Annotated in this window: 26 protein-coding genes and 1 riboswitch; of the genes, 15 read left to right on the top strand and 11 right to left on the bottom strand. The window is 40.0% G+C overall.

Going from position 1 to position 23610, the window contains the following annotated elements:
* Positions 1-99 precede the first annotated feature (99 nt).
* Entirely contained in the window at positions 100-432 is a 333-nt protein-coding gene (csaA, locus tag ACZSMY_RS15995; RefSeq protein WP_465147970.1) for a chaperone CsaA, read from the top strand.
* A 138-nt stretch (positions 433-570) separates the two neighbouring features.
* On the opposite strand, the gene ACZSMY_RS15990 is transcribed toward csaA, so the two are convergent.
* Together ACZSMY_RS15990 and ACZSMY_RS15985 are read right to left on the bottom strand one after the other, a co-directional pair.
* Positions 571-1806 (bottom strand): serpin family protein, encoded by a 1236-nt coding sequence (locus ACZSMY_RS15990; protein ID WP_465147969.1) that lies wholly within the window; start codon positions 1804-1806, stop codon positions 571-573.
* Positions 1807-1866: 60 nt separating this feature from the next.
* Positions 1867-2448: a TetR/AcrR family transcriptional regulator gene (locus ACZSMY_RS15985; RefSeq protein ID WP_212929245.1), complete on the bottom strand. Its 582-nt coding sequence runs from the start codon at positions 2446-2448 to the stop codon at positions 1867-1869.
* A gap of 166 nt (positions 2449-2614) precedes the next feature.
* Here ACZSMY_RS15985 and ACZSMY_RS15980 point away from each other — a divergent pair, with 166 nt between their 5' ends.
* A complete protein-coding gene (locus ACZSMY_RS15980) occupies positions 2615-3820 on the top strand; it encodes an MFS transporter (protein WP_042529136.1) in 1206 nt (401 codons plus the stop codon).
* A 53-nt stretch (positions 3821-3873) separates the two neighbouring features.
* Here ACZSMY_RS15980 and ACZSMY_RS15975 read toward each other — a convergent pair whose 3' ends face one another.
* Both ACZSMY_RS15975 and ACZSMY_RS15970 read right to left on the bottom strand, forming a co-directional pair.
* Entirely contained in the window at positions 3874-4536 is a 663-nt protein-coding gene (locus ACZSMY_RS15975; RefSeq protein ID WP_465147968.1) for a TerC family protein, read from the bottom strand.
* A 376-nt stretch (positions 4537-4912) separates the two neighbouring features.
* Positions 4913-5209: a DUF2653 family protein gene (locus tag ACZSMY_RS15970; protein WP_193064488.1), complete on the bottom strand. Its 297-nt coding sequence runs from the start codon at positions 5207-5209 to the stop codon at positions 4913-4915.
* A 503-nt stretch (positions 5210-5712) separates the two neighbouring features.
* Between ACZSMY_RS15970 and ACZSMY_RS15965 the strand changes: the two genes are divergently transcribed.
* Positions 5713-5970: an AbrB/MazE/SpoVT family DNA-binding domain-containing protein gene (locus tag ACZSMY_RS15965; RefSeq protein ID WP_256705271.1), complete on the top strand. Its 258-nt coding sequence runs from the start codon at positions 5713-5715 to the stop codon at positions 5968-5970.
* A gap of 77 nt (positions 5971-6047) precedes the next feature.
* Here ACZSMY_RS15965 and ACZSMY_RS15960 read toward each other — a convergent pair whose 3' ends face one another.
* The 3 genes from ACZSMY_RS15960 to ACZSMY_RS15950 form a co-directional block, all read right to left on the bottom strand.
* The gene (locus tag ACZSMY_RS15960; RefSeq protein WP_339180707.1) at positions 6048-7082 is read right to left on the bottom strand and encodes a S66 family peptidase; all 1035 of its coding nucleotides are present in this window, start codon (positions 7080-7082) and stop codon (positions 6048-6050) included.
* A 42-nt stretch (positions 7083-7124) separates the two neighbouring features.
* Positions 7125-7574 carry a hypothetical protein gene (locus ACZSMY_RS15955; RefSeq protein WP_368900996.1) on the bottom strand — a complete coding sequence of 150 codons (450 nt, stop codon included), beginning with the start codon at positions 7572-7574 and terminating at the stop codon, positions 7125-7127.
* Between the two features lie 229 nt (positions 7575-7803).
* Positions 7804-8097, bottom strand: coding sequence for a hypothetical protein (locus ACZSMY_RS15950; RefSeq protein WP_368900995.1), 294 nt, complete (start codon positions 8095-8097; stop codon positions 7804-7806).
* A 202-nt stretch (positions 8098-8299) separates the two neighbouring features.
* On the opposite strand from ACZSMY_RS15950, the gene ACZSMY_RS15945 reads away from it, so the two are divergent.
* Positions 8300-9124 (top strand): helix-turn-helix transcriptional regulator, encoded by an 825-nt coding sequence (locus ACZSMY_RS15945; protein WP_289584474.1) that lies wholly within the window; start codon positions 8300-8302, stop codon positions 9122-9124.
* On the opposite strand, the gene ACZSMY_RS15940 is transcribed toward ACZSMY_RS15945, so the two are convergent.
* Positions 9097-10290 carry an MFS transporter gene (locus ACZSMY_RS15940; protein ID WP_368900994.1) on the bottom strand — a complete coding sequence of 398 codons (1194 nt, stop codon included), beginning with the start codon at positions 10288-10290 and terminating at the stop codon, positions 9097-9099. The two genes, ACZSMY_RS15945 and ACZSMY_RS15940, sit on opposite strands and share 28 nt — an antisense overlap.
* A gap of 179 nt (positions 10291-10469) precedes the next feature.
* A riboswitch (TPP riboswitch) is annotated at positions 10470-10573 on the top strand.
* Positions 10574-10654: 81 nt separating this feature from the next.
* Between ACZSMY_RS15940 and ACZSMY_RS15935 the strand changes: the two genes are divergently transcribed.
* The 3 genes from ACZSMY_RS15935 to ACZSMY_RS15925 all read left to right on the top strand — a co-directional run bounded on the left by ACZSMY_RS15935 (position 10655) and on the right by ACZSMY_RS15925 (position 13387).
* Entirely contained in the window at positions 10655-11923 is a 1269-nt protein-coding gene (locus ACZSMY_RS15935; protein WP_042529148.1) for an acetylornithine deacetylase, read from the top strand.
* Positions 11924-11961: 38 nt separating this feature from the next.
* Positions 11962-12630 (top strand): thiaminase II, encoded by a 669-nt coding sequence (tenA, locus tag ACZSMY_RS15930; RefSeq protein WP_042529150.1) that lies wholly within the window; start codon positions 11962-11964, stop codon positions 12628-12630.
* A 169-nt stretch (positions 12631-12799) separates the two neighbouring features.
* Positions 12800-13387, top strand: coding sequence for a YpjP family protein (locus tag ACZSMY_RS15925; protein WP_042529152.1), 588 nt, complete (start codon positions 12800-12802; stop codon positions 13385-13387).
* A 116-nt stretch (positions 13388-13503) separates the two neighbouring features.
* Here ACZSMY_RS15925 and ACZSMY_RS15920 read toward each other — a convergent pair whose 3' ends face one another.
* The gene (locus ACZSMY_RS15920) at positions 13504-14214 is read right to left on the bottom strand and encodes an NAD-dependent protein deacylase (RefSeq protein ID WP_289584470.1); all 711 of its coding nucleotides are present in this window, start codon (positions 14212-14214) and stop codon (positions 13504-13506) included.
* A gap of 157 nt (positions 14215-14371) precedes the next feature.
* Here ACZSMY_RS15920 and htpG point away from each other — a divergent pair, with 157 nt between their 5' ends.
* The 5 genes from htpG (at position 14372) to ACZSMY_RS15895 (ending at position 19140) form a co-directional block, all read left to right on the top strand.
* Positions 14372-16249 carry a molecular chaperone HtpG gene (htpG, locus tag ACZSMY_RS15915; RefSeq protein ID WP_368900993.1) on the top strand — a complete coding sequence of 626 codons (1878 nt, stop codon included), beginning with the start codon at positions 14372-14374 and terminating at the stop codon, positions 16247-16249.
* A 480-nt stretch (positions 16250-16729) separates the two neighbouring features.
* Positions 16730-17353 carry a TetR/AcrR family transcriptional regulator gene (locus ACZSMY_RS15910; RefSeq protein WP_042529158.1) on the top strand — a complete coding sequence of 208 codons (624 nt, stop codon included), beginning with the start codon at positions 16730-16732 and terminating at the stop codon, positions 17351-17353.
* Positions 17354-17411: 58 nt separating this feature from the next.
* A complete protein-coding gene (locus ACZSMY_RS15905) occupies positions 17412-17822 on the top strand; it encodes a Spx/MgsR family RNA polymerase-binding regulatory protein (RefSeq protein WP_042529160.1) in 411 nt (136 codons plus the stop codon).
* A gap of 77 nt (positions 17823-17899) precedes the next feature.
* Positions 17900-18202 (top strand): hypothetical protein, encoded by a 303-nt coding sequence (locus ACZSMY_RS15900; RefSeq protein ID WP_042529162.1) that lies wholly within the window; start codon positions 17900-17902, stop codon positions 18200-18202.
* A 242-nt stretch (positions 18203-18444) separates the two neighbouring features.
* Complete coding sequence (locus ACZSMY_RS15895; RefSeq protein ID WP_042529164.1) at positions 18445-19140, top strand: hypothetical protein; 696 nt, start codon at positions 18445-18447, stop codon at positions 19138-19140.
* Between the two features lie 42 nt (positions 19141-19182).
* On the opposite strand, the gene ACZSMY_RS15890 is transcribed toward ACZSMY_RS15895, so the two are convergent.
* Positions 19183-20106 carry a YitT family protein gene (locus ACZSMY_RS15890; protein ID WP_052484869.1) on the bottom strand — a complete coding sequence of 308 codons (924 nt, stop codon included), beginning with the start codon at positions 20104-20106 and terminating at the stop codon, positions 19183-19185.
* A 277-nt stretch (positions 20107-20383) separates the two neighbouring features.
* On the opposite strand from ACZSMY_RS15890, the gene alr reads away from it, so the two are divergent.
* From alr to ACZSMY_RS15875, 3 genes are all read left to right on the top strand, one after another.
* Complete coding sequence (gene alr / locus ACZSMY_RS15885) at positions 20384-21514, top strand: alanine racemase (RefSeq protein WP_368900992.1); 1131 nt, start codon at positions 20384-20386, stop codon at positions 21512-21514.
* 25 nt (positions 21515-21539) lie between these two features.
* On the top strand, positions 21540-21848 hold the full coding sequence (locus ACZSMY_RS15880) for an MGMT family protein (protein WP_042529167.1): 309 nt from the start codon (positions 21540-21542) through the stop codon (positions 21846-21848).
* Between the two features lie 275 nt (positions 21849-22123).
* Positions 22124-22681 (top strand): NADPH-dependent FMN reductase, encoded by a 558-nt coding sequence (locus ACZSMY_RS15875; protein ID WP_042529169.1) that lies wholly within the window; start codon positions 22124-22126, stop codon positions 22679-22681.
* A gap of 251 nt (positions 22682-22932) precedes the next feature.
* Here the strand turns inward: ACZSMY_RS15875 and ACZSMY_RS15870 are convergent, their stop codons facing one another.
* The gene (locus ACZSMY_RS15870) at positions 22933-23586 is read right to left on the bottom strand and encodes a lysoplasmalogenase (RefSeq protein ID WP_465147967.1); all 654 of its coding nucleotides are present in this window, start codon (positions 23584-23586) and stop codon (positions 22933-22935) included.
* Positions 23587-23610 lie beyond the last annotated feature (24 nt).

The raw sequence follows: 23610 nt of genomic DNA, 5'->3' as shown, positions 1-23610 counted from the left end.
AGCTATATTCATTTTATCTGTTTGCTTTCAAGTATGCCTTTCCATTAAGATAGATATAATAGAAATAATTTGAAAATTTGTTCGCAGGAGGAAGATAGAATGGCAACGTTTGAAGAGTTTATGAAGATCGATTTACGTGTAGGTACGGTATTGCATGCAGAACCGCTCGAAAAGGCGCGTGTTCCGGCGATTAAATTACGGATTGATTTTGGCGAGGAGCTTGGTGAAAAGCAATCATCGGCACAAATTACAAAGAGCTATACACCAGAGGATTTGATAGGACGTCAGGTTGTTGCGGTCGTTAATTTTCCGCCGCGTCGAATTGCCGGCTTTAAATCAGAGGTGCTTGTCGTTGGCGGCGTAGAAGAAGAGGGAGATGTCGTTTTGCTTCGTCCGGATGAGCAAGTAACAAACGGGACGAAAATTTCGTGAAGCGCTAAGTTTAAAATCAAAAAAGAACTGTCCATCTATCTTGAAAGGGCCTTTGCAACGGTTTGTTCAAAGATGCGTGGAAAGTTCTTTTTTTCGCAGTAAACTGGCTGTGCGGATTCCACTGAATAAAGATTTATTTTATTCTTGTACCGGCTGTTCGATACTTCCCATAAATAAAATAATATCCTCTTCTGTATTGGTGATGGTGAATAGAAATGGACGGTTGATATTCATGGTAAACGTATCTTCCAATACAGCAGAAGTTTCTTCTACCTCCACTGAAGTAGCGCCGGCAGCTTCTGTTCCTTCTTCATCGACGTCGATAAATGTTTTATGAAAAATTCTGCTGATATAAGCGTCTGAAGCATCCGTTCCCTCAAACATGTTGGATAAATCAGCCTGATTCGGGTCAAAGGCCTGTTCCATGCCAAGATGAATGAAAAAGTCATTGAGCTCCGATTCATATTCCAGCGTGAAGGATGGAAGTAATACCGTTCCTGTTTGCTGCTCTAACGCATCCATGCTTTCTTGCCATTTTTCCAAAGAAAAGTCTTCTCGGAAATTAGAAAAGCTCGTGTCCTCACTTGGCAGGAAAATCTGCATTTGTATGGTTTCTTCCTCTTCATAAGGCAAGGAAACAACCTGGACATTCTCATCTTCCCAATAATGTAAGTCTTTCTTATACAAAGTCATCATCGGTGTTTCTATAGTGGAGCCATCTTCTAAAGAAAATTCCTGTTCTTCTGTTAAGGTTTCATCGAAGGGATACGTCCAATCTCCTTGAAAGTAAACGGCATTAAGCAAGAATAAAATTAAATCAGGAGAAATATCATCTGCCATATGATCAATCCGGTCATTGGTCTGTTCAGCAACCCAATCATTGATGGCATCAGCAGTTGTTAAAGGGTCTATTTTTGCCTGATAATATGTTTCCAGTGCTTCTCGATACGCAGCATTTATTTCCATGTCCTCCCTGAACCATACAGCATTGGCGAGATACAGTTCTACCTCCTGATTATCTGCTGCTTGCTCCATTAACAAATCGTGGTCGGCAGAAAGCAAGGCATCCGAGTCGATGTTTTCCAGGCCAAGCACTTCTTCCATTTCTGCTTTTGTTTTCCCATCTGCGCCGTGATAGGTCATGTTCAGTGCTGTCCAAATACTGATAGGCGAAATAAATACATTACCATCCTCGTTCTTGTCTAATCCGGAGAGTGCTTCAAACCCAAGCTGGTTTAATCCTGCCTGTACGGTTTCTTTGGAAGCATCGTCTGGCGATTCTATATCGGCAGGCGATGGATTTTCCTCAGAATCAGAGGAATTGCAAGCGGTTAAAATAAGAACGATACAAAGACAAAGTAATTTTTTCATCATTTTATCAGCATCTCCTTATATGATTTTGTTAAACATATCATACATGAAAGGGGGGAACAACTATGCCTGAACCCCGCGCCAAAATACCTTCCACATCGACTCCCCATGACTTTCAATAACATCCATTTCATAATAGTTTGTTTCATACGATAGACCGTCCAATAAACCATAAAAAGCGCGAGCAGCTTCTTCTGGAGAAACTTCTTCTGTAACAGCACCATTTGCCTGTGCTTTTTTTATCTCTTCTTTAAAGGACGCCCGTGCCTGCTCCTCGCTGTCACGCAATATTTCTAAAACTTTGTCCTTTAAACCTTTAGGAGGATAAGAGGAAAAACGATTATAAAATTCAATACTGCTGTCGTGATTTGCCATGTCCTTCACATGTGCCTGGAAAGAAAGATACAATTTTTCCTGCGCTGTTTTCCCCTCATTTTTAAAGGCGGACTTCACAAAATCCACGTAATCCGCAGCGATTTTTGTGGTTACATCGAAAAATAATTCTTCTTTACTGTTGTAATGTGCGTAGAGAGAAGATTTCTGCAGGCCAACTCGATCGGCGATTTTTGTCATGGAGGTCCCATTATAGCCAAGCGTTGCAAAAAGCTCCATTCCTTCGAGTAAAATTTTTTCTTTTGTATGCATGATGATTCTCCTTTGACAAAGTAATGATGGTGAGGTAAAATTTCTCTAGAAACGAACGGTCGGTAGGTTATGTTATTTCTTATTATAAAGCATATATCCCTGCCTGTCATGTGAAAATAAACAAAACGCTTTGTTTCATCAATAAAAAAGCCGGAGGAAAGATAGTATGGAAGCACAGCCTTTATTTAAAAATCGTACGTTTGTGTTGTTGTTTGTTGCTGGGATCTTTGGTGTTGTCAGCTTCAGTATGTTTTTGACAACAACGACATGGTTTGTTATCAGTGATAGCGGATCAGCCAGCTCGTTAGGACTTGTATTAATTGCTGCAACCGTCCCGAGAATTTCGATGATGATTTTCGGAGGAGTGGTAGCGGACCGTTACAAGAAGACGACGATTATGTTTTTAGCGAATTTTGTGCAGGCTATTCTTTTGCTTGTGTTATATATACTGATAAAAAATGATGCATTATCACTTACTTTGCTTCTATTGATTGCTGCGGGATTTGGGATGCTGGATGCCTTTTTCGGGCCGGCAAGTTCATCGATGATTCCTAAGATTGTTGAGAAAAGCCAGCTGCAGCGTGCCAATGCTTTATTCCAGGGTGTCGATCAGATTTCATTTGTAGCAGGTCCGATTGTTGCCGGTGTATTAATGGAATCTATCGGTGTCGGCGGCAGTTATTTTGTAGCAATGATTTTGGCTTTGCTTTCTGCGGTCATTATTTATCCGCGCTTCATTAATGAAGGGCCGGTTTCGTTGCAGGAAAAGCAGAAGCCGATCAAAGAAATCAAGGAAGGTCTGGCGTATATTCGCAATTCAAGCTTTCTTATGACGGGGTTAGTTGTACTTATTACACTTAACTTCTTTGTGTTTGGAACATTGCATATTGCGATTCCTTTCCTGGTGGAAAGCTATGGCGGAACCCCGCTTAATCTAAGTTATATGGAAGCCAGTCTGGGGATTGGTCTGGTGGCTGGCACAGGGATACTCAGCTCTGTCTTAGTCAAGAAGAAAGGGAGGACCTCCTTATTTGGATTATTGGGAGCATTAATCGCATATGTCATTTTTGCACTTGTTCCTAATTTAACGATGCTGACAATAGTTGTGTTCTTTATCGGGTTTTCCATGTCATTTGTATTCATCCCATTCTTTACTGCTGCTCAGGAACAGGCGGAAGATTATATTATGGGAAGGGTCATGAGTATTATTTTCCTGGCTATGAATGGATTCGATCCGATTTCTTACGCCCTTGTTTCCGGGTTATCAGCTGCTAATATCCCAATTCAAGCTATTCTGCTTGGTTTTGGAATGCTTGGCTTGATTATTACAGCAGTGTTATTTACAAAAGCAAAAACCTACAAAAGCATTTAAATCTGCAGAGTTAAAAACCTCTTATGTGACGTTAAGGCCCATAAGAGGTTTTTTTATACAGTCATTTCTAATTGATTTCTGCGCCATTTCCCAATAAAAAGAACGGCAAGGGTAAGAATGTTAAGGAAGATAAGCTGTCCATATTTCAGGGAAGCAAAAAGGTGCTGTACAAATGCTTCTTCTAACAGCATTTTTCCGGCTGTCCAGGCAAGCAGGCCGGCACCAATGTAAATGATAATCGGAAATTTCTCAATGAGCTTCAAAATCAATTCACTGGCTGTTAAGATAATCGGGATGCTTAAAATAATCCCGGCAATAATCAGAAGTAAATCACTATCAGCAATGGCGGCGATGGCTAGTACATTATCCAAGCTCATAATCACATCAGCAAAGATAATAATCGTAATGGCTTCCCGCAGGGAATTCCCGCTTTTCATCTGGCTGTGGTCCTGCTTATCCACCAGTAATTTATATGCTACATACAATAGGAGACATCCGCCAATTAATTGGATAAAAGGAAGCTGCAGCAGGTAAATCATAATAAATACAAAGAGAATCCGAAGTGCGATTGCGCCGAACGTTCCCCAGCGAATAGCGCGTGCCTGAAGATGTTCCGGAAGATTCCGGCTCGCCATTGCAATGACAATCGCGTTATCTCCACTCAGTAAAATATTAATCAGGAGAATCTGTCCGATGGTCTGTATAAACTCCAACATATCTCTCCTTTCCTCATCAAGTCATTGGTTAAGTATATGAGCTTGTACGAGAAATCAGAACAGGCGGGAGGAAAAATGGAGCAGAAAACAAATAGAACAATAATTCTCTTTTACAGAGGATTCATTATCAAACTCAAAAATCCTTATTTTCTTCATTCATAAAGAAAATAAGGATTTTTTGGCTATTATGTACATACATGTTTAGAAACGTTTCTTAAGCTTTTTAAACCATCTTAAAAGAAGTGTTCATCCAGTTAAAAATAAAATAATGAAAATAAATACGCTATTCATAGAAGCGGAGGCTGCTGCTCCTGTATCTTCAAAAATATGTAAAGAAACTTAAAAATGAAAAATAGGATGAAAGCTTTGTGAACTATTAACTATTGTATCGAAGACGTGCATAAATGCCGTTTCGTCTGTCTAAATCCAATTTTAAGCCTGCATACGGATCGGCGTGGAGATTTTCTTTGATCCATTTTCTTAATGCAGCAATAATTTGCTTGGTCATCCATTCCTGTTTTCCAGATGATGTCACGACTTCTGCTGAAAATCCAGTGTAATCATCATAAAATAACTCTACTTGGACGTCATCTGCACTCATTTTCTGTTCTTCAGCAATGTACATACATATAGCAAGCACAATATCCTCTTCAGGAATAATAAGTTTTTGCATACCTCAAATTCCTCCTGCATATGGTTGGGAGCTTATTTTCAGCTTCCAGTAATGATGCTTACTCTATTCTACTACAAACTCCCTATTTGCATGAAGTAAGAAGTAGTTATAGGGGCATAAACTTTCCCTGGCTTCTTTTCGACCGTTTCTTTTTCCGTCCAGGTAAGTTGTAAATCTTTTTGGAAAAAGAAAAATGCGGGTGAAAGAGCTTACTTTTTACTTTGTGTAACAAACGTTTCTAAAAAGGATTATATGGATAGTATATCACTGTCTCAATTGATTTAATAATAAGAGCGACTTCAAATCTGCTACAGCTTATATAAAACGCAGTATATTTTAACCAATCACCGTTTCTCACCGTATTTATGGATAGTGATATCGATTACTGCTGCCGCTTTTTCACACTGTTAATAAGTTCCTTTGTTGTTTATACATTTCCAAAAAAGGGTAGAGGGGATGATATAGACAGTTATCTTAAGAAATATAAAAAAGGAGCGTGCAGAATGAAAAGCACTGGTATCGTTAGAAAAGTGGACGAACTGGGCCGGATTGTTATACCTAAGGAATTGCGAAGAAGTTTGAACATACAAGAGCGGGATCCGATGGAAATATTCGTAGAGGAAGACCGAATTATCATACGGAAATACGAAGCTGAAAAGACTTGTTTTATCACAGGAGAAGTCAATGATGATAATATACAGCTGCCAGGCGGATTATATGTAAGTCAAAAAGGAAAAGAAATTCTTAAAGAATATCTTTGATGTGAAACAGAAAGATTGAAACGGAAGGGAGACGCAATATGTCTCCTTTTATTTTTGGCAAAGAAAAGCAGCCGGATTTAATCTGTCACAGCTGCTTCCAAAATTGAAAAGGATACCTGATTACAATCAATTCGTGCTAATCTTCCATATGGAATGGGCGTTTTTGGTTCGGTATGTCCAAAAGAAACACCATATAACACTGGGAGGTCATTCAGCCTGTTTTCTGCTAAAACAGATAGAATAACTTCCTTGTACGCCTCGTAATGTACTTCCCCATAAGGCTTGGCAACAATCATTCCATTCGCTTGGTGTAGAATCCCCTGAGCGGCATAATTTCGAAGCCATCTTTTAATTAATTCTGGATCCGTTTTTTCCTCTGATGTTTCAAAAAAGAGAATGCTGTTTTGCCATGCTTCCTGCTGCGGCCAAATGGCTGTTCCTTTAGCAAATTCAAGTACTTCGATACAGCCGCCGATGAGGTTCCCTTTTGCGATACCGTTTCCTTGCAGCAGTTCGTAACCCTGATTAGGGTGCATTGTTCTGGCAATAGACTTATTGGAAATATCCCACTCTAAAAATTCACTTGTCCACTTTTCCGGTGCAGGGATGCCGCCGACCGCTTCTGCTTCAAAAAGCATGCTTTGAATGGCTTGCACCGTATAATCATCCATCGCCACATTTTCTGCAAAATCTGTCATGATTGCTGGTCCGTAGAAGGAGGATAAACCAGCATGGAAGCAGAATAAATGAGCAATCGTCGTATCAGAAAATCCCATGAAAATCTTTGGATTTTGACGGATAATCTCAAAATCGATATAGGGAAGCAGACGAATACTGTCATCACCGCCAATATTAGAGATAATCGCTTTTATTTCAGGGTCTTTGAATGCAGTCATTAAATCTTCGGCCCGTGCCTCGGGATGTTCATCTATATAAGTTTGTCCTTTTAAGCTGTTAGGCATTGGAACGACTTCAAGCCCAAACACGCTCTCTAAGCGTTCCACACCCTGCTGGTAGCGCCAGCTTAAGGAGGGCTCGCCTGCTCCGCCCCAGGAGAGGCTGACAGTCGCTGCCTTATCTCCTGGAGATAATTTTGCCGGCTGCATAAGCATAAGAAATACTCCTCTCTGAAAATGGTATATCTTATGTATTCGTTATTTATTGGAGAAATCCTTTTTCTGTTTCCTATAAAAAGAGCCTGTTTTCTTCTTTCTTCGCATTAAAACAGCTGAATATATTAATAAAGCCGTAACGATGAGAACGCAACTATAAATAATCAAGTTGGATCCAAAAAAATCTCTAAATTTAGTCCCTGCTATGTGTGCTTTATAAGGCTGTCCTTCAGGATATTGAACATCAATGACATGGTTAGCCTGAGAAAATATACGAGAAGATACTTCTTTGGAAGACATAACCTCCTTGTTTATGTCTTCTGCGTAGAAAGATAAATGCAAATAGTATGAACTTGTGCTATAGCGTCCGGCATTATAGTCATATTCCCTATCCGAAATATAGGCTTCGGTTTCTATTTGGTCTCCGCTATGGGACTGCACAATACTAACGATAGATTTTCCCATAAAGACATATGCCATTAAAAATACCAAGCAAATGATTCCCAATAGAGAAAAGAGAAACAGTGAAGCTGCTTTATCGTCTAATTTTTTTAGCAGTGGTATATGTTCGAGATTATAAGCAATGAAACCGAATGGGTAGATACTAAAGACGACGATGACAATAAGATGCTCGATAATCTGTGATTTTTAATCCTTATCTGTCATATAAGAATCGTTCTTCCTAATTGTATCCCCGGCATTAAGCTGTTCAAATTCCTTTTTACTTATTAAGGAAGTTTCTTGAGTAGACATCTTCTGAGTTAATTGCGATAATGCTTCCTCTTCTAACATAGTATTTCAATTTACCGATTAAATCACTGGATACCGTTTTACCAACAACAGTAACCTCCTTTTCGTGTCCGCCTTTATCTTGTAACAGCTGATACAGATTCTTTGATTCATCGACTATGCCTGTAACTAAGACGCAGAAAATAAAAATCCCAATTGCATACGCACCTATTTTTTTTATCGTTCCATGTGTCCCATCCTTATCTTGCGGGGTTCCAAAATGCATTGTAGCATTTTAAGATTAAAAAGTATTTGCTGCAGGATTATTTTTCCTGTGTGAAAATTTTACTATTTCAATTTATACAATGCTTAGGGGAATTTGAACAGCATTTTAAAATCATGAAGGCTGTTCATATGATAGAATTTAAATATCCTTAAGAATATTAATGATTTATTACAGAAATAAGCAAAATAAGGAAGGGAAATCGATGAATAAAATACTTTCAACGGATCAAGGCCTATTCTTATTTAAAACGGAATTTGAACAGGAAAGTATCCGGCGGTCAGATAATTGTTATAAATTCATTTACTCGCTTGGCGGAGACATGACATATCAGCTGCCTCATCAGGATTTGACTTTTCATGCGGATCAAATGCTGCTTTTGAATCCTTATGACCCCCATCGGCAATTAGAGGTAGCGCATCATAAATTTTTAATCGAATTAAATCCAGGATTGATAAATCAAGCTGCCAAAAATTTGATGAATCATCATTCAGCAGATATTCAATTTGCACAAATGCCGCAGCAATCGCTGCAAATAAAGAAGTGGGTGGCATTTATTCTGGATTATATTGATGTAAGTAATGGGGTAATGGATGCGAGTATGAAGGTATTCCTTGATAACAGCTTTACGCAGTTAGCAATCCTTCTGATGAAAGGAAGTGTAAACAGTTATTATCAGGATGTTCAGCCGGAAGCATACACTGCTGCAGGTTTCCCAATTTATAAAGTGCTGGAGGCAATGAAGGAAAGTTATACATCTAACTGGACATTAGATGATATGGCTGCAATTGCCCAGTTAGATAAGTACCGGCTCTCACATGTATTTAAAGAGAAGGTGGGTGTTTCGCCATTTTCATGGCTGCAAATCTATCGTATTCAACGCAGTTTGGATAAACTGCAATTTACCGATACGACGATATTGCAGGTTGCGATGGATTCGGGATTTTCTTCTGTTTCTGTCTATAATCGTCTATTCAAGAAACTGTATGGTATGAGGCCAAGCTATTTTCGCAGGTTAAGCAATACATAAACTCCAGCCAGAATCATCATACATGCCCCGCAGATGATAAAAATCAGGTGTATGGAGACCCAATAAGATACAAGTCCGAAGAAACCTAAAGAAATAAAATTAGAAAAATAAAGCAGGACGGCATTGAAACTGAAACCTCTTCCCAGCATGTCTGGCGGAATATACTTTTGCAGTAAATAGACCCTGGATAATCCAGACAGCGGCAATCCGACTGCTACCCAGATAATTCCCAAAAAAAGCAGGGGGACAGCTGGTAAACCTCCTAAGAATAAAATGCCTGTCCCCCAGATAAGGGAGCTGAGAAGGTAGGTTTTTAGCGTAAATTGTTTAAAGATATAGGGAATAATCAGATTCACAATAATAACAATAATTCCAAACCATCCTGTTACAACGCTGTACCATACTTCTGCATTCGCCATCGTTTCTTGTAACAGTAATAACAGCCCAACCTGCCAAACCCAGGTGTTAAAGAAAACAATAAAAGCTGTCATCTCAAATAAGGAACGGATGGTTTTATGAGAACGGGGCCATATAGCAAATTCCCGGATGGCTGTGAATATATTAAAATGCTTTTTATCTGTCTGCTCTTCCTTTAAGGGAATGAATGATAGAAAAAGCGCGCTCAATAGATAGCTGAGTGCATCCAGCGTGAAAAAGTGGATTACACCAATGGTATTCATGAAGATAATGCTGAAAACAGGTCCTAAAACAGTCATTCCCCTTGTAACAGTGTCCGTTAAACTATTTACTGCGGGCCTCTCCCTTTCACTCGTGATAAGCGGGATGATTGCCCGATGCGCCGGATTATATAAGCATCCGCATAAATGAATCAAGATGCTTACAATAATTAGATGCCAGTAAGCAAGCTGATTGGAGAAGTCTAACAAAACTAACCCGATGAGAAGTGGAGAACGAAATAAATCGATACGAATTAACCATTTCATTTTAGAAATCCAGTCAGCAATAACTCCTCCAATCAATCCGAACAGCAGATAAGGAGCAACTTGAGCGATAGCAATCCCTGTGGTATACGCATTAGAAGCAGTTAAATCATAAGCAAGAAATAAAAGAGCCATGCCAGTCATCACATTCCCCAAATTGGAACTGGCAGTAGCAAGCAGATAGTTTCGGACACGTTTATTTTTTTTTATGATAGTTATGTACACTAGCTGTAACCTCCTTTGTAAGAAGGTTACAACGTATTCTGGATTTCATCTGTATTGATATTGCGCAAAAAAACAGCAATATGTATGTAGACAAGCGGGTATAGAATCATCCTTTCTTAAATTCTGCTTTACGCTTACAAATTCGTATGGTAACCTAAAAGGGATAAATACATACGCAATGGATCCACTAGGGGTGCTTATTAAGCTGAGAGAGGCATATTGTCTTGACCCTTACCAACCTGATCTAGTTCGTACTAGCGGAGGGAAGTGGGCGGATATGCCTTTAGGCAAATGAACCAAACTTTTCTGCCGCTCTCTAAATCAGGAGGCGGTTTTTTTTGCGTGCTGAAAAGGAGGTTTTTGAATGGATAGGGTAATTCAGGAGATTCGAAATCGAGAAGACGAATTAATAGCGCTTGTCAGTGATTTGATTCGTTTTGAAACACCAGCCCCGCCTGCAAGAAATACAGAGGCTATCCAAGCTTACATTGCGAACTACTTGAAGGAAATGAATTTTGAAACAGAACAATGGGAGGTTTATCCCGGTGACCCGAATGTCGTCGGCTGTTTACGTGGAACTGCTTCCGATACATACAACAGCTTGATTCTTAATGGGCATGTGGATGTCGCTTCTATAGAGGAAGGTGAAAACTGGAAGCATGCGCCATTTCAGCCAGCAGTGGAAGGACGTACATTATTTGGGCGGGGTGCAGCAGATATGAAAGGCGGTCTGGCAGCGTGTTTATTTGCGATGCGCATATTGCATGACCACCAGATTCGCCTTGGCGGGGATGTTATTCTGCAGTCCGTCATTGGGGAAGAGGTTGGGGAAGCAGGGACGAAGCAATGTGGAGAACGCGGGTATACAGCGGATTATGCCATCGTTGCAGATACAAGTCATTGTGAAATACATGGGCAAGGAGGCGTTATTACCGGCTGGATCACAGTGAAAAGTCCAATCACGCACCATGATGGTACACGTCGCCAGCTCATTCATGCAGGCGGCGGGATGAAAGGAGCCAGCGCCATTGAAAAGATGAATAAGCTCCTTATTGCGTTGCAGGAGCTGGAGCGACATTGGGCAGTGACCAAATCCTATCCAGGCTTTCCCCCAGGAACCAATACCATCAACCCGGCAGTGATTGAAGGAGGCAGACATGCTGCTTTTATTGCTGATGAATGCCGCCTATGGATTACCGTTCATTATTATCCCGATGAGACTTCTGAGCAGGTTGCTGCAGAAATTGAGTCCCATTTACGCAAGACGGCTGAAGCGGATGTCTGGATGCGGGATAATCCACCCGCCTTTGAATGGGGAGGCGAATCGATGATTGTGGACCGCGGTGAAATTTTCCCGTCTTTCTCCGTAGATAAAGAACATGCTGCTTTTGCGATGTTACAGGAGAGTCATAGCAAAGCTTTTGGCGAGGAAGCGAAAGTCCGAATGTCTGAAACAGTAACTGATGGCGGCTGGCTTGCAGCATACGGGATTCCGACGGTCTGCTATGGACCTGGTGAATTGAAGCACGCCCATGCCGTGGATGAGCAGGTAAACATCGACGAGTTAGTAGATTATACAGTGTCCCTGCTGCAATTTATTTTGAAATGGTGTCAAACAGAAAAACAGAAATAAGGCATTTATAAAAATGATGGAAAAGGGAGCGCATATACATGAAATTTACAGAACGTATTCGCAAGACAGCAGATTCGATTTGGGAGAAAAGCCACCAGCATCCATTTGTACAGGGGATTGGTAATGGAACACTCGATATGGAGTCATTTAAATTCTACATGTGTCAGGATTACAAGTATTTGATAGAGTACTCAAAAGTAATTGCGATGGGAACGGTGCTTGCAAAAGATTTAGATACCATGTCCGGCTTTGCTAAATCGCTGGATGAAACCCTGAATTTCGAAATGGAGCTTCATCGTCAGTATGCCGAGCGTCTCGGTATTTCCAGGGAGGAACTAGAATCTACGGTTCCAGGGCCTGTAACGCTGGCCTACAGCAGTAATATGATTGCAGAGGCACAGAAAGGTTCTTTAGCAGCATTGATTGCAGCGATTCTGCCGTGTGCCTGGAGTTATTATGAAATTGGTCTGGAGCTGGCAAAAAAGCCGGGTGCGCTGGAGCATGAACAGTATGGGGAATGGGTGAAAATGTACAGCTCGGATGAATTTGGCTCCATTGGCAAGTGGCTGATTGAAAAATTAGACGAGCTTGCGGAAGGCTGTTCGGAAGCAGAACTGGATCATTTAGAAGCTATTTTTCTGAATACGAGTCGCTATGAATATATGTTTTGGGATATGGCATATAAGCGTGAGGGCTGGCCGGTATAAGGTAAAATCACCCTATATGATTTCTTGAGTTGTAAAAAAATGTATAAACAGAATGTTCCGTATAACAAATTATTTTCTTCCAATATTCAAAAAAGTAGAATGGTTGGATAGACAAGAAATGGATTCATGGTAAAATAAAGAAAACGGATACGGAAAATGGGTGAAGCAGATGAAGCTCTGGTGGAGAAAAATAGCAGTCGTATTTATAACAATTTTAACATTGGGTATCTATACGCCAACAAATCTTTTGGAAGTCGACGCCAATAAGCGAGATGACAGCAGTGTGTCTTCTTCATCGGATCTCGAAACAACATCTGTTATCGAGGAAACCACCCAATCATACAATGTAGAAGATCCAAGGGAAGCTTTTCTTGGCCACCTTCATGAAGAGGCGAAAAAATTGAGTATCGAAAAATTTGGAACGAGGATCGCGGGGAAGGTTGAGGATGAATTTTCTGCTATGATTTTACCGCAGATGGAATTGGTGCTGTCTGATCTTGTCGAGCATTCTGACATATATAAGGATATAGCGATTACCGAAAAACCTTCAGACGGCTATGGAGAGCGGATTTTCAATGTTTCCAATAACAGCACCAGCAAAACATTGGCAAAGTTTCATGTCCGCCGGGAAAACCGGCCATTGGAAGGGTATTATTTTAATTTTCATTACCATTTAAGTGAGGATGGATTCCAAAAGCATTATCATATCGGGGATATTTATTGGAATAAGAATACACCGCCTAAATGGATGGCCTAAGACCGAAATTTGGGGCTGCGGTTACTCGCCCCGCTTAAAACATTTGCCGCCATATTTATTTTAATCCATCAAGAAAGGCAAGGAAGCGTGCAGCGCTTCCTTGCCTTTTATCTGTTTTATAATAATTGATCCGTTTCTTCTAAATAAGCCCCAATCTTCCGGTCAAAAACAACTTCATCTGCAAACTCATCTAATGGTGTTTTCTCCTGGTTGACAATGACAAGTTTGGCGCCGCTTTGTTTTGCGATTTCCGGGAATTGGTTGGCTGGCGTAACCGATAGAGAGGAACCTAGCACGATAAATAAATCGGCTTTCTTTGCATGCTCAAACGCAGCAGAAAAGGCATCCTCAGGGAGCATTTCCCCAAATAATACAATAGAAGGTCTGAGTATTCCGCCGCAGGAACAGTGATAGTCTTCATTTAAATAAGCAGAACTGTCGTAGATTTTCCCGCAGCTTTGGCAATGCAGCTCTTGCAGGGTTCCATGAAGCTCATGAACGTGTCTGCTGCCTGCAGCCTGATGAAAACCGTCCACATTTTGGGTAATAATCGATTGGATCAGTCCATTATTTTCCCAATCGGCAAGAATGTGATGTCCTTTATGCGGACCAACTTCTTTGACGCCCAGGACGCGCTCCCGATAAAATTCGATAAAATCCTCTACGTGATGATTTAAAGCATCTACACTTGCGATTTTGCTTGGGTCTTTCTTTCTCCAAAGTCCCCGGTTTGTGGAACGAAAGTCAGGCAGCCCACTCTCTGTAGACATTCCTGCGCCAGTGAAAACGACGGTATGTTTGGAATCTTTTAACCATTCATGAAGCATCGAGACCCCTCCTCTTCTATATATTTTCTATTATACATGTTGTTTAGGCTATATGCGACTAATATTGACAGTTAAAATAGAATATGGTATTCATGTAATAGAGGTTTAGCACTCTGTGAGAGAGAGTGCTAAAAACAGAAAAAGGAGAGAGCGCATTATGGCAAAGCACGAGTTTAAAGCAGAATCACAGAAATTATTAGATATGGTCATCCACTCCATTTATTCACAACGGGAGATTTTCTTGCGTGAATTAATCTCTAACGCAAGTGATGCTATTGACAAGATTTATTATAAAGCATTAACGGATGATGCTTTAACATTCGATCAAAGCAATTACTATATCAAACTGATTCCTAATAAAGAAAAACGTACGTTGACTGTAGTAGATACGGGAATTGGAATGACAAAGGAAGAGCTGGAAGATAACCTCGGTGTGATTGCTAAGAGTGGTTCACATACGTTTAAATCAGAAAATGAAATTAAAGACGGCCATGATATTATTGGTCAATTTGGTGTCGGCTTTTATGCAGCGTTTATGGTTGCGGATAAAGTGACCGTATTAACAAAATCGATTGACAGTGAAGAAGGATATCAATGGGTTTCACAGGGATCAGACGGCTATACGATTACGCCGATTGACCGCGAAGAAGTTGGCACAGAGATTATCCTTGAAATAAAAGAAAACGAAGAAGAAGACAATTATGATACGTTTTTAGAAGAAGCTACTTTAAAACAAATCGTCAAGAAATACTCTGACTTTATCCGCTATCCAATTAAAATGGATGTTACGGAAAGCAAGTTAAAAGAAGGAACAGAAGATGAGTATGAGGATGTAATTGAAGAGCAGACGCTGAACACAATGGTTCCTATTTGGAAGAAAAATAAGAGCGAATTAACAGACGAAGATTATACCAATTTCTATCAGGAGAAACGGTACGGATTTGATCAGCCGTTGCGCCATATTCATATCAATGTAGATGGAGCAGTCCGTTATAATGCAATTCTATTTATTCCAGAGCAAACGCCGTTTAATTATTACTCCAGGGAGTACGAAAAAGGCTTAGAGCTTTATTCAAATGGTGTTTTGATTATGGAAAAATGTGCAGATTTACTGCCTGATTACTTCAGCTTTGTAAAAGGAATGGTCGACTCAGAAGATTTATCCTTAAATATTTCCAGGGAAATGCTACAGCATGATCGTCAGCTGAAAATCATTGCGAAAAATATTCATAAGAAAATAAAACAGCAGCTGTTAAGCCTGCTTCGCGATGAACGTGAAAAATATGAAACATTCTTTAAAGCATTCGGTCAGCAAATCAAATTTGGCGTGTACAGTGATTTCGGCCAGCATAAAGAAGAACTGCAAGACTTGCTTCTATTCTATTCTTCTACAGAGAAAAAGCTGGTAACGTTAGAGGAATATGTATCACGTATGCCGGAAGACCAAAAATATATCTATTATGCTTCTGGAGATTCCAATGAGCGTATTGAAAAGCTTCCGCAAACGGAAATTGTTGCAGATAAAGGCTATGAAATTCTTTATTTCACAGATGAAGTGGATGAATTTGCGATTAAAATGCTGATGCAATATCAGGATAAGGAATTCCGTTCCGTTTCCAGCGGTGATTTAGGAATTGAAGCCGATGAAAAAGAGGAAGAGAAGGAAGAAACAGAAAGTCATAATGAGCTGTTTACAGCAATGAAAGAGGTGCTTGGTGATAAAGTGAAGGATGTTCGGGCTTCCAAGCGTCTGAAATCCCATCCGGTCGTGCTTTCTGCAGATGGTGATATTTCTCTGGAAATGGAGAAAATTATTAATGCGATGCCGGATAATCAGCAGATTCAGGCAGATAAAGTGCTGGAAATCAATGTAGACCACAGTATTTTTAAAGCACTCGAAGCAGCGCAGGGGAATGATCAGGATAAACTAGCGTTATATACCAACCTGCTTTACAATCAGGCGTTATTGATTGAAGGGCTGCCGATTGAAGATCCAGTGGCATTTACGAATGATATGAGTAAGATTATGGTTTGATGAAAAAGCATCGTGTGGAAGGCATAGCCTTCTATGCGGTGTTCTTTTGTTTAAAGGATAGTGAATTTTATTAATTTTGATACAGATAGCAATAAAACCTATCTAGCGTAGTGTTTTTCCGGAGCGGCTATTTTCAGCTATCTTTATAAACATTCTTATTTTTTAAGCTGATAACTTTTAGAAATTTTCCTATCTTGTTTAATTTTTAAGGTTATGAAATAGCATAGTGAGGGAATACAATGATTAGGTCGGCAGTTAAATGAAGCTGGGAAAGAAGCATTTTTAACTAAAGGTGTTTAGCAGAGGGAGGAAAAGTGTACACTAATGAAAAAGCAATCGTTTGCCTGCCATAGAATCGTCACATTTCATAAAAAAAGTGACACGATGTCATAAAAATAATTGACTTATGACATCGTGTCACTTAATATAGAATTATAGGACATGACATTGTGTCACAATAGGTTATGGAGGAGCAAGAATATGCCTACATCAACATTTTTTAATTTAAACGATTCCAAACGGGCAAAATTATTGCAAGCGGTTGAAAAAGAATTTGCAAGAGCACCGTTATCGCAGGCCTCCATTGCGAATATTGTAAAGCTTGCAGGTGTTTCAAGAGGAAGTTTTTATCAATATTTTGACGGCAAAGAAGATGCTTTTTATTATTTATTAAAGCTTCATACAGATAAACGCCGTGCTTATTTTTTAAGCCTGCTGCGTGAAACAGATGGAGATTTGATGGCTTCCATGGATAAGGTTTTTCGGGTAACACTGATAGAGCTGTCAGAAGAGAAGCATTTGCAGTTTTTAAAGAATGCCGTATTGAATGTGACACATGAAGTGGAGGATTCATTTACAGAGTTATTCCTAGGAAAGCATAATGAAGTAGATGCAATGAATCAAGTAAAAGATTTAGTTGATTTTAATAAACTGAATATTGATAGTAAACAAGAGTTTTTCCATGTTATGCAGATTTTAACGTCTGTTACATTTCGAAATATTGTGGATCAGCTATCCAGGAATCTTTCTCGTGAAGAAGCTCTAGAGAATTTTCGTATTGAAATGGATCTGTTAAGCAAAGGTTTATCAAGTGCTGACAGGTAAGTATAGAACTTTTCTGATGGTAAGAAGAAAGAAACTATATATAAATGGGGTATGATTAATGACAGTTACAATTTATGGTGCAGCATGTTCATCAACAAGAAAAGCAAAACAATGGTTTATGAAAAACGGAATTGAATATACAGAACGCAATGTAATCAGAGAACCTCTGACCGTAAATGAATTACAAAATATTCTTCGGATGACGGTGGAAGGTACAGATGAAATCATTTCCACACGCTCTAAGATTTATAAAGATTTAGACCTTGATATTGAAGCATTGCCACTGCAAGAGCTGTTGGAAATTATTCAGGAATACCCGCGTCTTTTACGAAGCCCGATTATGGTCGATGCCAAACGTTTGCAGGTAGGATATCATGAAGAGGATATCCGTCAGTTCTTACCGCGTAAAACGAGAGAAAGCCAATGGCTGCAATGGAGAAAGAATCATTTGCGCGTTGCAGAAAACTAATCCATAAAAAAATGTTCAAAAGCGCTTTTTACCGCCCTTAGGGATATAAAGTTTAAGCTGAACTAACGGAGGAGACAATGCAATTTATTGCCAAACAACCGTATGTAAAAGTAGTCCGTCAAGTAAGTGCATTAGAACAAAAGGATACAGAAGAGCAGCGTTATATGTATCTTTATGCAGATAAAATCGTTACAAGATACAGGGAATTTCCAATTGAGAATGTAATGGATATTTCGTATCGCCTTACTGGAAACCAAACAAAGGGAATGCTTTATTTACACACGCTTAAAGGAGTTTACGCCTACATTATAAAATCTTCACCTGAACAATTTATCGATGCGTTTAAAGCTCGAACACATAGTACCACCCATCGAAATTAGAGAAATTAACGAAACAGCTCGAAGCTTTGCGAGACACTTTCTTCGGGTTGCTTCTCCTGCTCACAAAGCCTCAGCTCGAATTCCCCGGAGTGAGGTATCTTTACCAAAATATAAATAGCAATAAAGAATAAAACCTGAGTGACTAAACCGCTTAGGTTTTTTTCATCTATCCAATTAGGCAGATAACCAAAATTCGTCCTATTTTTTACTTTGTGCATAAGCTGATTCTAGAGGTGATGTGAATGGTATATCTGAACCAGGAGAAGCATATTTATGCAGAAGATATAAAAGGAGCTTCGTCTAATCAAGAAACGTTTGTTTATGAATATGCAAGTGAAAGAGAACAAAAACAGTTGGAAATGCAGAGGGAATCTGTGGAAGTATTGCAGCAGCTGCAGCGTGATACCTTTGCTAAAAATCAGCAATTGGAGCGTATTGCGAAACGTTTGAAGGAAATGGACAAAAATGAAAAAGATCAGCAGCAGATGCAGGAGAAGGTATTCAACCGATTAGATGTACTTGATAAAAATATAAAGAAGGAAAACAAGCAGCTCAATCAAATTATTGCTGCTCAAGAAAGTGCAAAAGAAGAGGAAGATGGCTTCAAAGCCAACCAGGCATTGATTCAGGTTAAGCTTGAAAAAATAGATGAAGTAAGTGAAGCAGTGAAGAAAAAAGTGGAAGAACAAGGAAATAAGTTGGATGAAATGGATAATCAAAGAAAAGAGGAACTGGCTGTTCTTCATGAAAGGCTCGATAAGCAGGAAGCATGGCTTGAAAAATTAATACGGCAGGTCCATGATTTGCGGGGCATTATTTATGAAAGAGCAGATGAAGTGATAAAAAAGGTAGAAAAAAGTATTCAATTATTTGGGAGCAAGTGGAATGTTGTCCGCCGCACGGACTCAGAGTCCTCTAAAGAAACAATAAAGAAGTGAGCTGTTTTCTAAGAAGCAGCTCACTTCTTTATTGGTACATCATCAAACATCTGTTTTATCGGCAGTATTATCCGATGAAACCTCCTCCGGTTCAGGAATAATTGCTTCTTCCTCAAATCCGGTAAAGGCTGCTTCATCTTCTGTCGTCGGAGCAAAGAAAGTGCCGCCAGATACATCCTTCACGTTATGGACAACGATAAATGAACTGGAATCGATTTCCCTGATAATTCGTTTAAGTGTTAAGAGGCGGTAACTGGGTACGATAATATAAAGGATATAATGCTGGCGATCTGTATAGGATCCAGAGCCATTGATAAAAGTTGCACTAGACGCCATGACTGTATTAATCTGATGAGCTATTTTTTTAAATTCCGGTGAAATAATCGTGACTGCTTTCTTAGAATCAAAACCGCCAATCACATAGTCGCTGGCGACCTTCCCTATGGATAAAGCAATAATGGTATATAGTGTGTAAAGCGGGCCAATAATGAAAACCCCGGCTAATACGATAACGGCGTCCATGATGAAGGTGGTTAGTACGACATTCCATTCATAGCGCTGTGCGAGCAGACGAGCTATTGTCGAAGTACCTCCAATGGAGCTGCCCGCTTGGATAATCAAACCAAACCCGATTCCCATTGTGAGGCCTGCAAAAATAGCGGCTACCAGAGAATCACCCAGAGGCTGTGTTACGATATTTTCCGTTAAAAAGATAAACAAGGATAGAAGAGGGACATTAACCATTGTTTTTATCACGATGCTTTTAGGAAGAAATTTAAAACTGACGAGTTGTAATAGGACAAAAGCAACCATCGTAACAATCCCGGGCGACCATCCGAGAGAATAAAAGAGTAAAAGTGCAATACCTAGAATGCCTCCATCTGCAATTTGGTTTGGCATGGCGAATATGGTCGTTGCCAGAGCACATAAAATGGTTCCAATCAGCGCCAGAAAGATTTGTTTCATGTTCTCAACCTCCATCGATAAAATAGTTTTCCCTGACAATAGGAATCATACGTATATTTATATTTAGTGTAAAGAAATAAAGGCAATTGGGAAAGATATTTCAATGCTGCCTTCTCGCACTTTTTAGATAAACGTGCTTTCACTATGTCTGTCAAGCAGGCTGAGTATAACTATCCAACACAGAATGGAAGTGCTAAAATGGATATGATGTATTATATTAATCTGAAAAATAGACCGAAAAAATAAAAATGATGATGTTAGACAAGGTGGGAAACACATGATAACAACCAGTTTTCGTGATACTTGGGCAGAAGTATCCTTACAAGCATTAGCGTTTAATGTACAACAATTTAAACAGCATATCCGTGAAGGAGCGCGGTTTATGGCAGTGGTGAAGGCAGATGGATACGGGCATGGAGCTGTGCCGATTGCAGAAGAGGCGCTGGCAAATGGGGCGGACTGTCTTGGAGTAGCAATCTTAGATGAAGCGCTGTCTTTGAGAGAAGCAGGAATTACTGCACCGATATTATTATTGGGCTATACGCCAGCTCATGCCGTTCATAAAGCAGTAGAACAAGATGTCACGCTGACTGTCTATTCAGAAGAGACAATCGAAGCCATCTGTCAGGCTGCAGATACCTTACAGAAAACAGCAAAAGTCCATATCAAAGTGGATACCGGAATGACTCGTATCGGTGTCCGTACCGCAGAAGAAGCTTTGGATTTATGCCGCGCATTAGACCGGGAAGAAATAGAACTGGAAGGAATCTTTACGCATTTTGCGGAAGCCGACAATGGAGAATCCAGTGCTTATACGTATCAGCAATTTGAAAGCTTCCAGAAAATTTATCAGGCAGTAGAAGCAAAAGGCTGTCAGATTCCAATCAAACATTGCTGTAATAGTGCGGGGACCATTGCCTATCCAGAAATGCATCTGGATATGGTACGCGTCGGAGTCAGCTTGTATGGGCTTTATCCTGAACCGCACCTCAAAGAAATCCTGCCATTAAAACAGGTGATGAGCTTAAAAACAAAGCCGGTTTACATTAAAAATGTTCGGGCTGGACAATCTATCAGCTATGGCAGAACCTATACAACAACGAAAAAAACAAAGGTTGCAACCCTGCCGATTGGTTATGCCGATGGCTTTTCACGTCTTTTATCCAATCAAGGACATGTGACCGTTCGCGGGAAGGAATGCCTGATTGTCGGACGCATTTGTATGGATCAGACCATGGTGGATGTGTCCGATGTAGATGGCGTTCATGAGAATGATATTGTTACCATTTTTGGCGAGCCGAGTGAGGGCTATATTTCTTTAGGTATTGTCGCAGAGCAAATGCAGACCATTCATTATGAAACGGTTTGTTTAATTGGCAAACGGGTACCGAGAAAATACGTGAAATAATAATGTGGAACAGGAATGATAAAGGATGACACCTTTTACGGAAGAAGTTATTAAAATAATACGGGAGATCCCGTCTGGAAAAGTAATGACTTACGGTCAAATAGCAAGAGAAGCTGGCAATTCGAGAGCCGCAAGACAGGTTGTCCGCGTGCTCCATTCCATGAGCAAAAAGCATCAATTGCCCTGGCATCGTGTGATCAATGCAAAGGGGCAATTAGCTATTCCGAATGAAGAGGGAAATTGGGAGCAGCGCACACGTCTGGAAGCAGAAGGTGTCCTGGTGAGTTCCATCGGATATGTTGATTTAAAAAAATATCAATGGCATCTCGAATGAAGCGCTGCAATTCAGGAAGGCCTCTATGGGTAAGCATCTTATTGTATTTCTGTTAGTTAACTAGGTATAATACAGGTAATAACTGTTTTGAGAAACATTCTCATTCCTATATTTACAGGTTCTCCAAATGCAGAAACGTGCTTCTTTTGAGGCGAGTCTTTGCAGAGCAGGAAACAGCGTAAATACATATTCATATATATGAATAGACGGACGAGAGAATCTAAAAATCGAAACTTCTGAATACAGAATAAGACCACCATATAGGAGGATGCTCCGTGAAGATAGTTGGAATTTCCGGCTCCACGATTGGCTCAAAAACAAGAGTCGCTGTGGACCATGCATTGAAATATATTGAAAAAGAACATACCGGGGTAGAAGCAGAGATGTTAGATTTGAAGGATTATGACATGGTTTTTAGTGACGGACGTTCTTATAAAGATTATACAGGCGACACGAAAATCTTATTAGAAAAAATCATGCAGGCTGATGGCATTTTGCTTGGAATGCCTGTTTTCCAAGCATCTATTCCAGGAACATTAAAAAATCTGTTCGACCTTCTGCCAATGGATGCATTTCGGAATAAAGTGGTTGCTATTATTGCAACAGCAGGAACAACAAAGCATTATTTAGTACCCGAGCAGCATTTGAAGCCGATTCTTCACTATATGCACGCATGGGTGATTCCGAAGTATGTATTTGTTGAAGAAAAAGATTATACAAACTATGTAATCTCGAATCAAAACGTCATTGACCGCTTAAATAAGCTGTCAGATGATTTGATTCATTATGTAGATCTCATGCAGAAGCACCCAGAGCTAACGTCGCTTATATAAGAAAAGCCCTCTTACTGAAAAATTGTTTTCTTAAGAGGGCTTTTCTTTATTTAAGAAATAAGAAATAGTTGGAGCTAGTCACTCCAACGGGTTTCATGGGGTGAGTAATCTTAGGCCCTAGAAATATACTCCGTTTTCCGTCGCCCTCGAGCTCATCTCCTTTAAAGAAGACTTAGCGATTGGCAAGCCGACAGGCGTAGACAGAGCTAAAGTCGCACTTATGCCCAGAGGGTGAAAAGAAGACTTAGCGATTACCAAGCCATTCCTTTTTGCTTCGAATCAATGGTAAACAAGCTTTGGGCGATAAGAAATTGAGCACCATAATACGTAAGCATAATGACTTCATGAGCTCCTGTAAAGCCGGTGATAAACATATTCCACGCAAGAACACTGTCAGAAATAATAAATAGAAGGCTGCCGAGAATAGCCCAGCGATTTCCTGTCATGATTGCTGTGAACGCCATAAGCGTGATAATTCCGATATAGGCAATGACAGGAAAGATGAAACCTGTCTCCCCGTTAGTTTGAAGATTACTCACAAGCTGATAGCCAATCCAAGCAGCAAAAAGAATAAGCGGAACCGCAGAAAGACTTCTTGGCAAAGAAAAACGCCATTCTTTTAAAAATCCAACGATATATAGTACATGTCCGATAAAAAACGCGGTCAAGCCGATGAAAAACCACTGCAGCGTCGCATCCCCAATCAAGCACAAGCTGATACCGCCAATAATCCAATAATGCGTGGACTTTCGTTTTGGCAGCGATTTTTCAAAAGCATAAATCAGAATCAGCACCATTGGAATCACCTTGAAGAAAATACTAAATGCTAATGGCTCAGATGGTGAAATAAATATATAAACAATTCCAGTCGTCAGAATTAATATGGGTAAACGATAAAGTATCAAAATGGGTACATTCCCTTCGCTTGT

The organism is Oceanobacillus sp. B139/18, from assembly GCF_055524595.1.
This window is presented reverse-complemented; position numbering and strand designations above follow the sequence as displayed.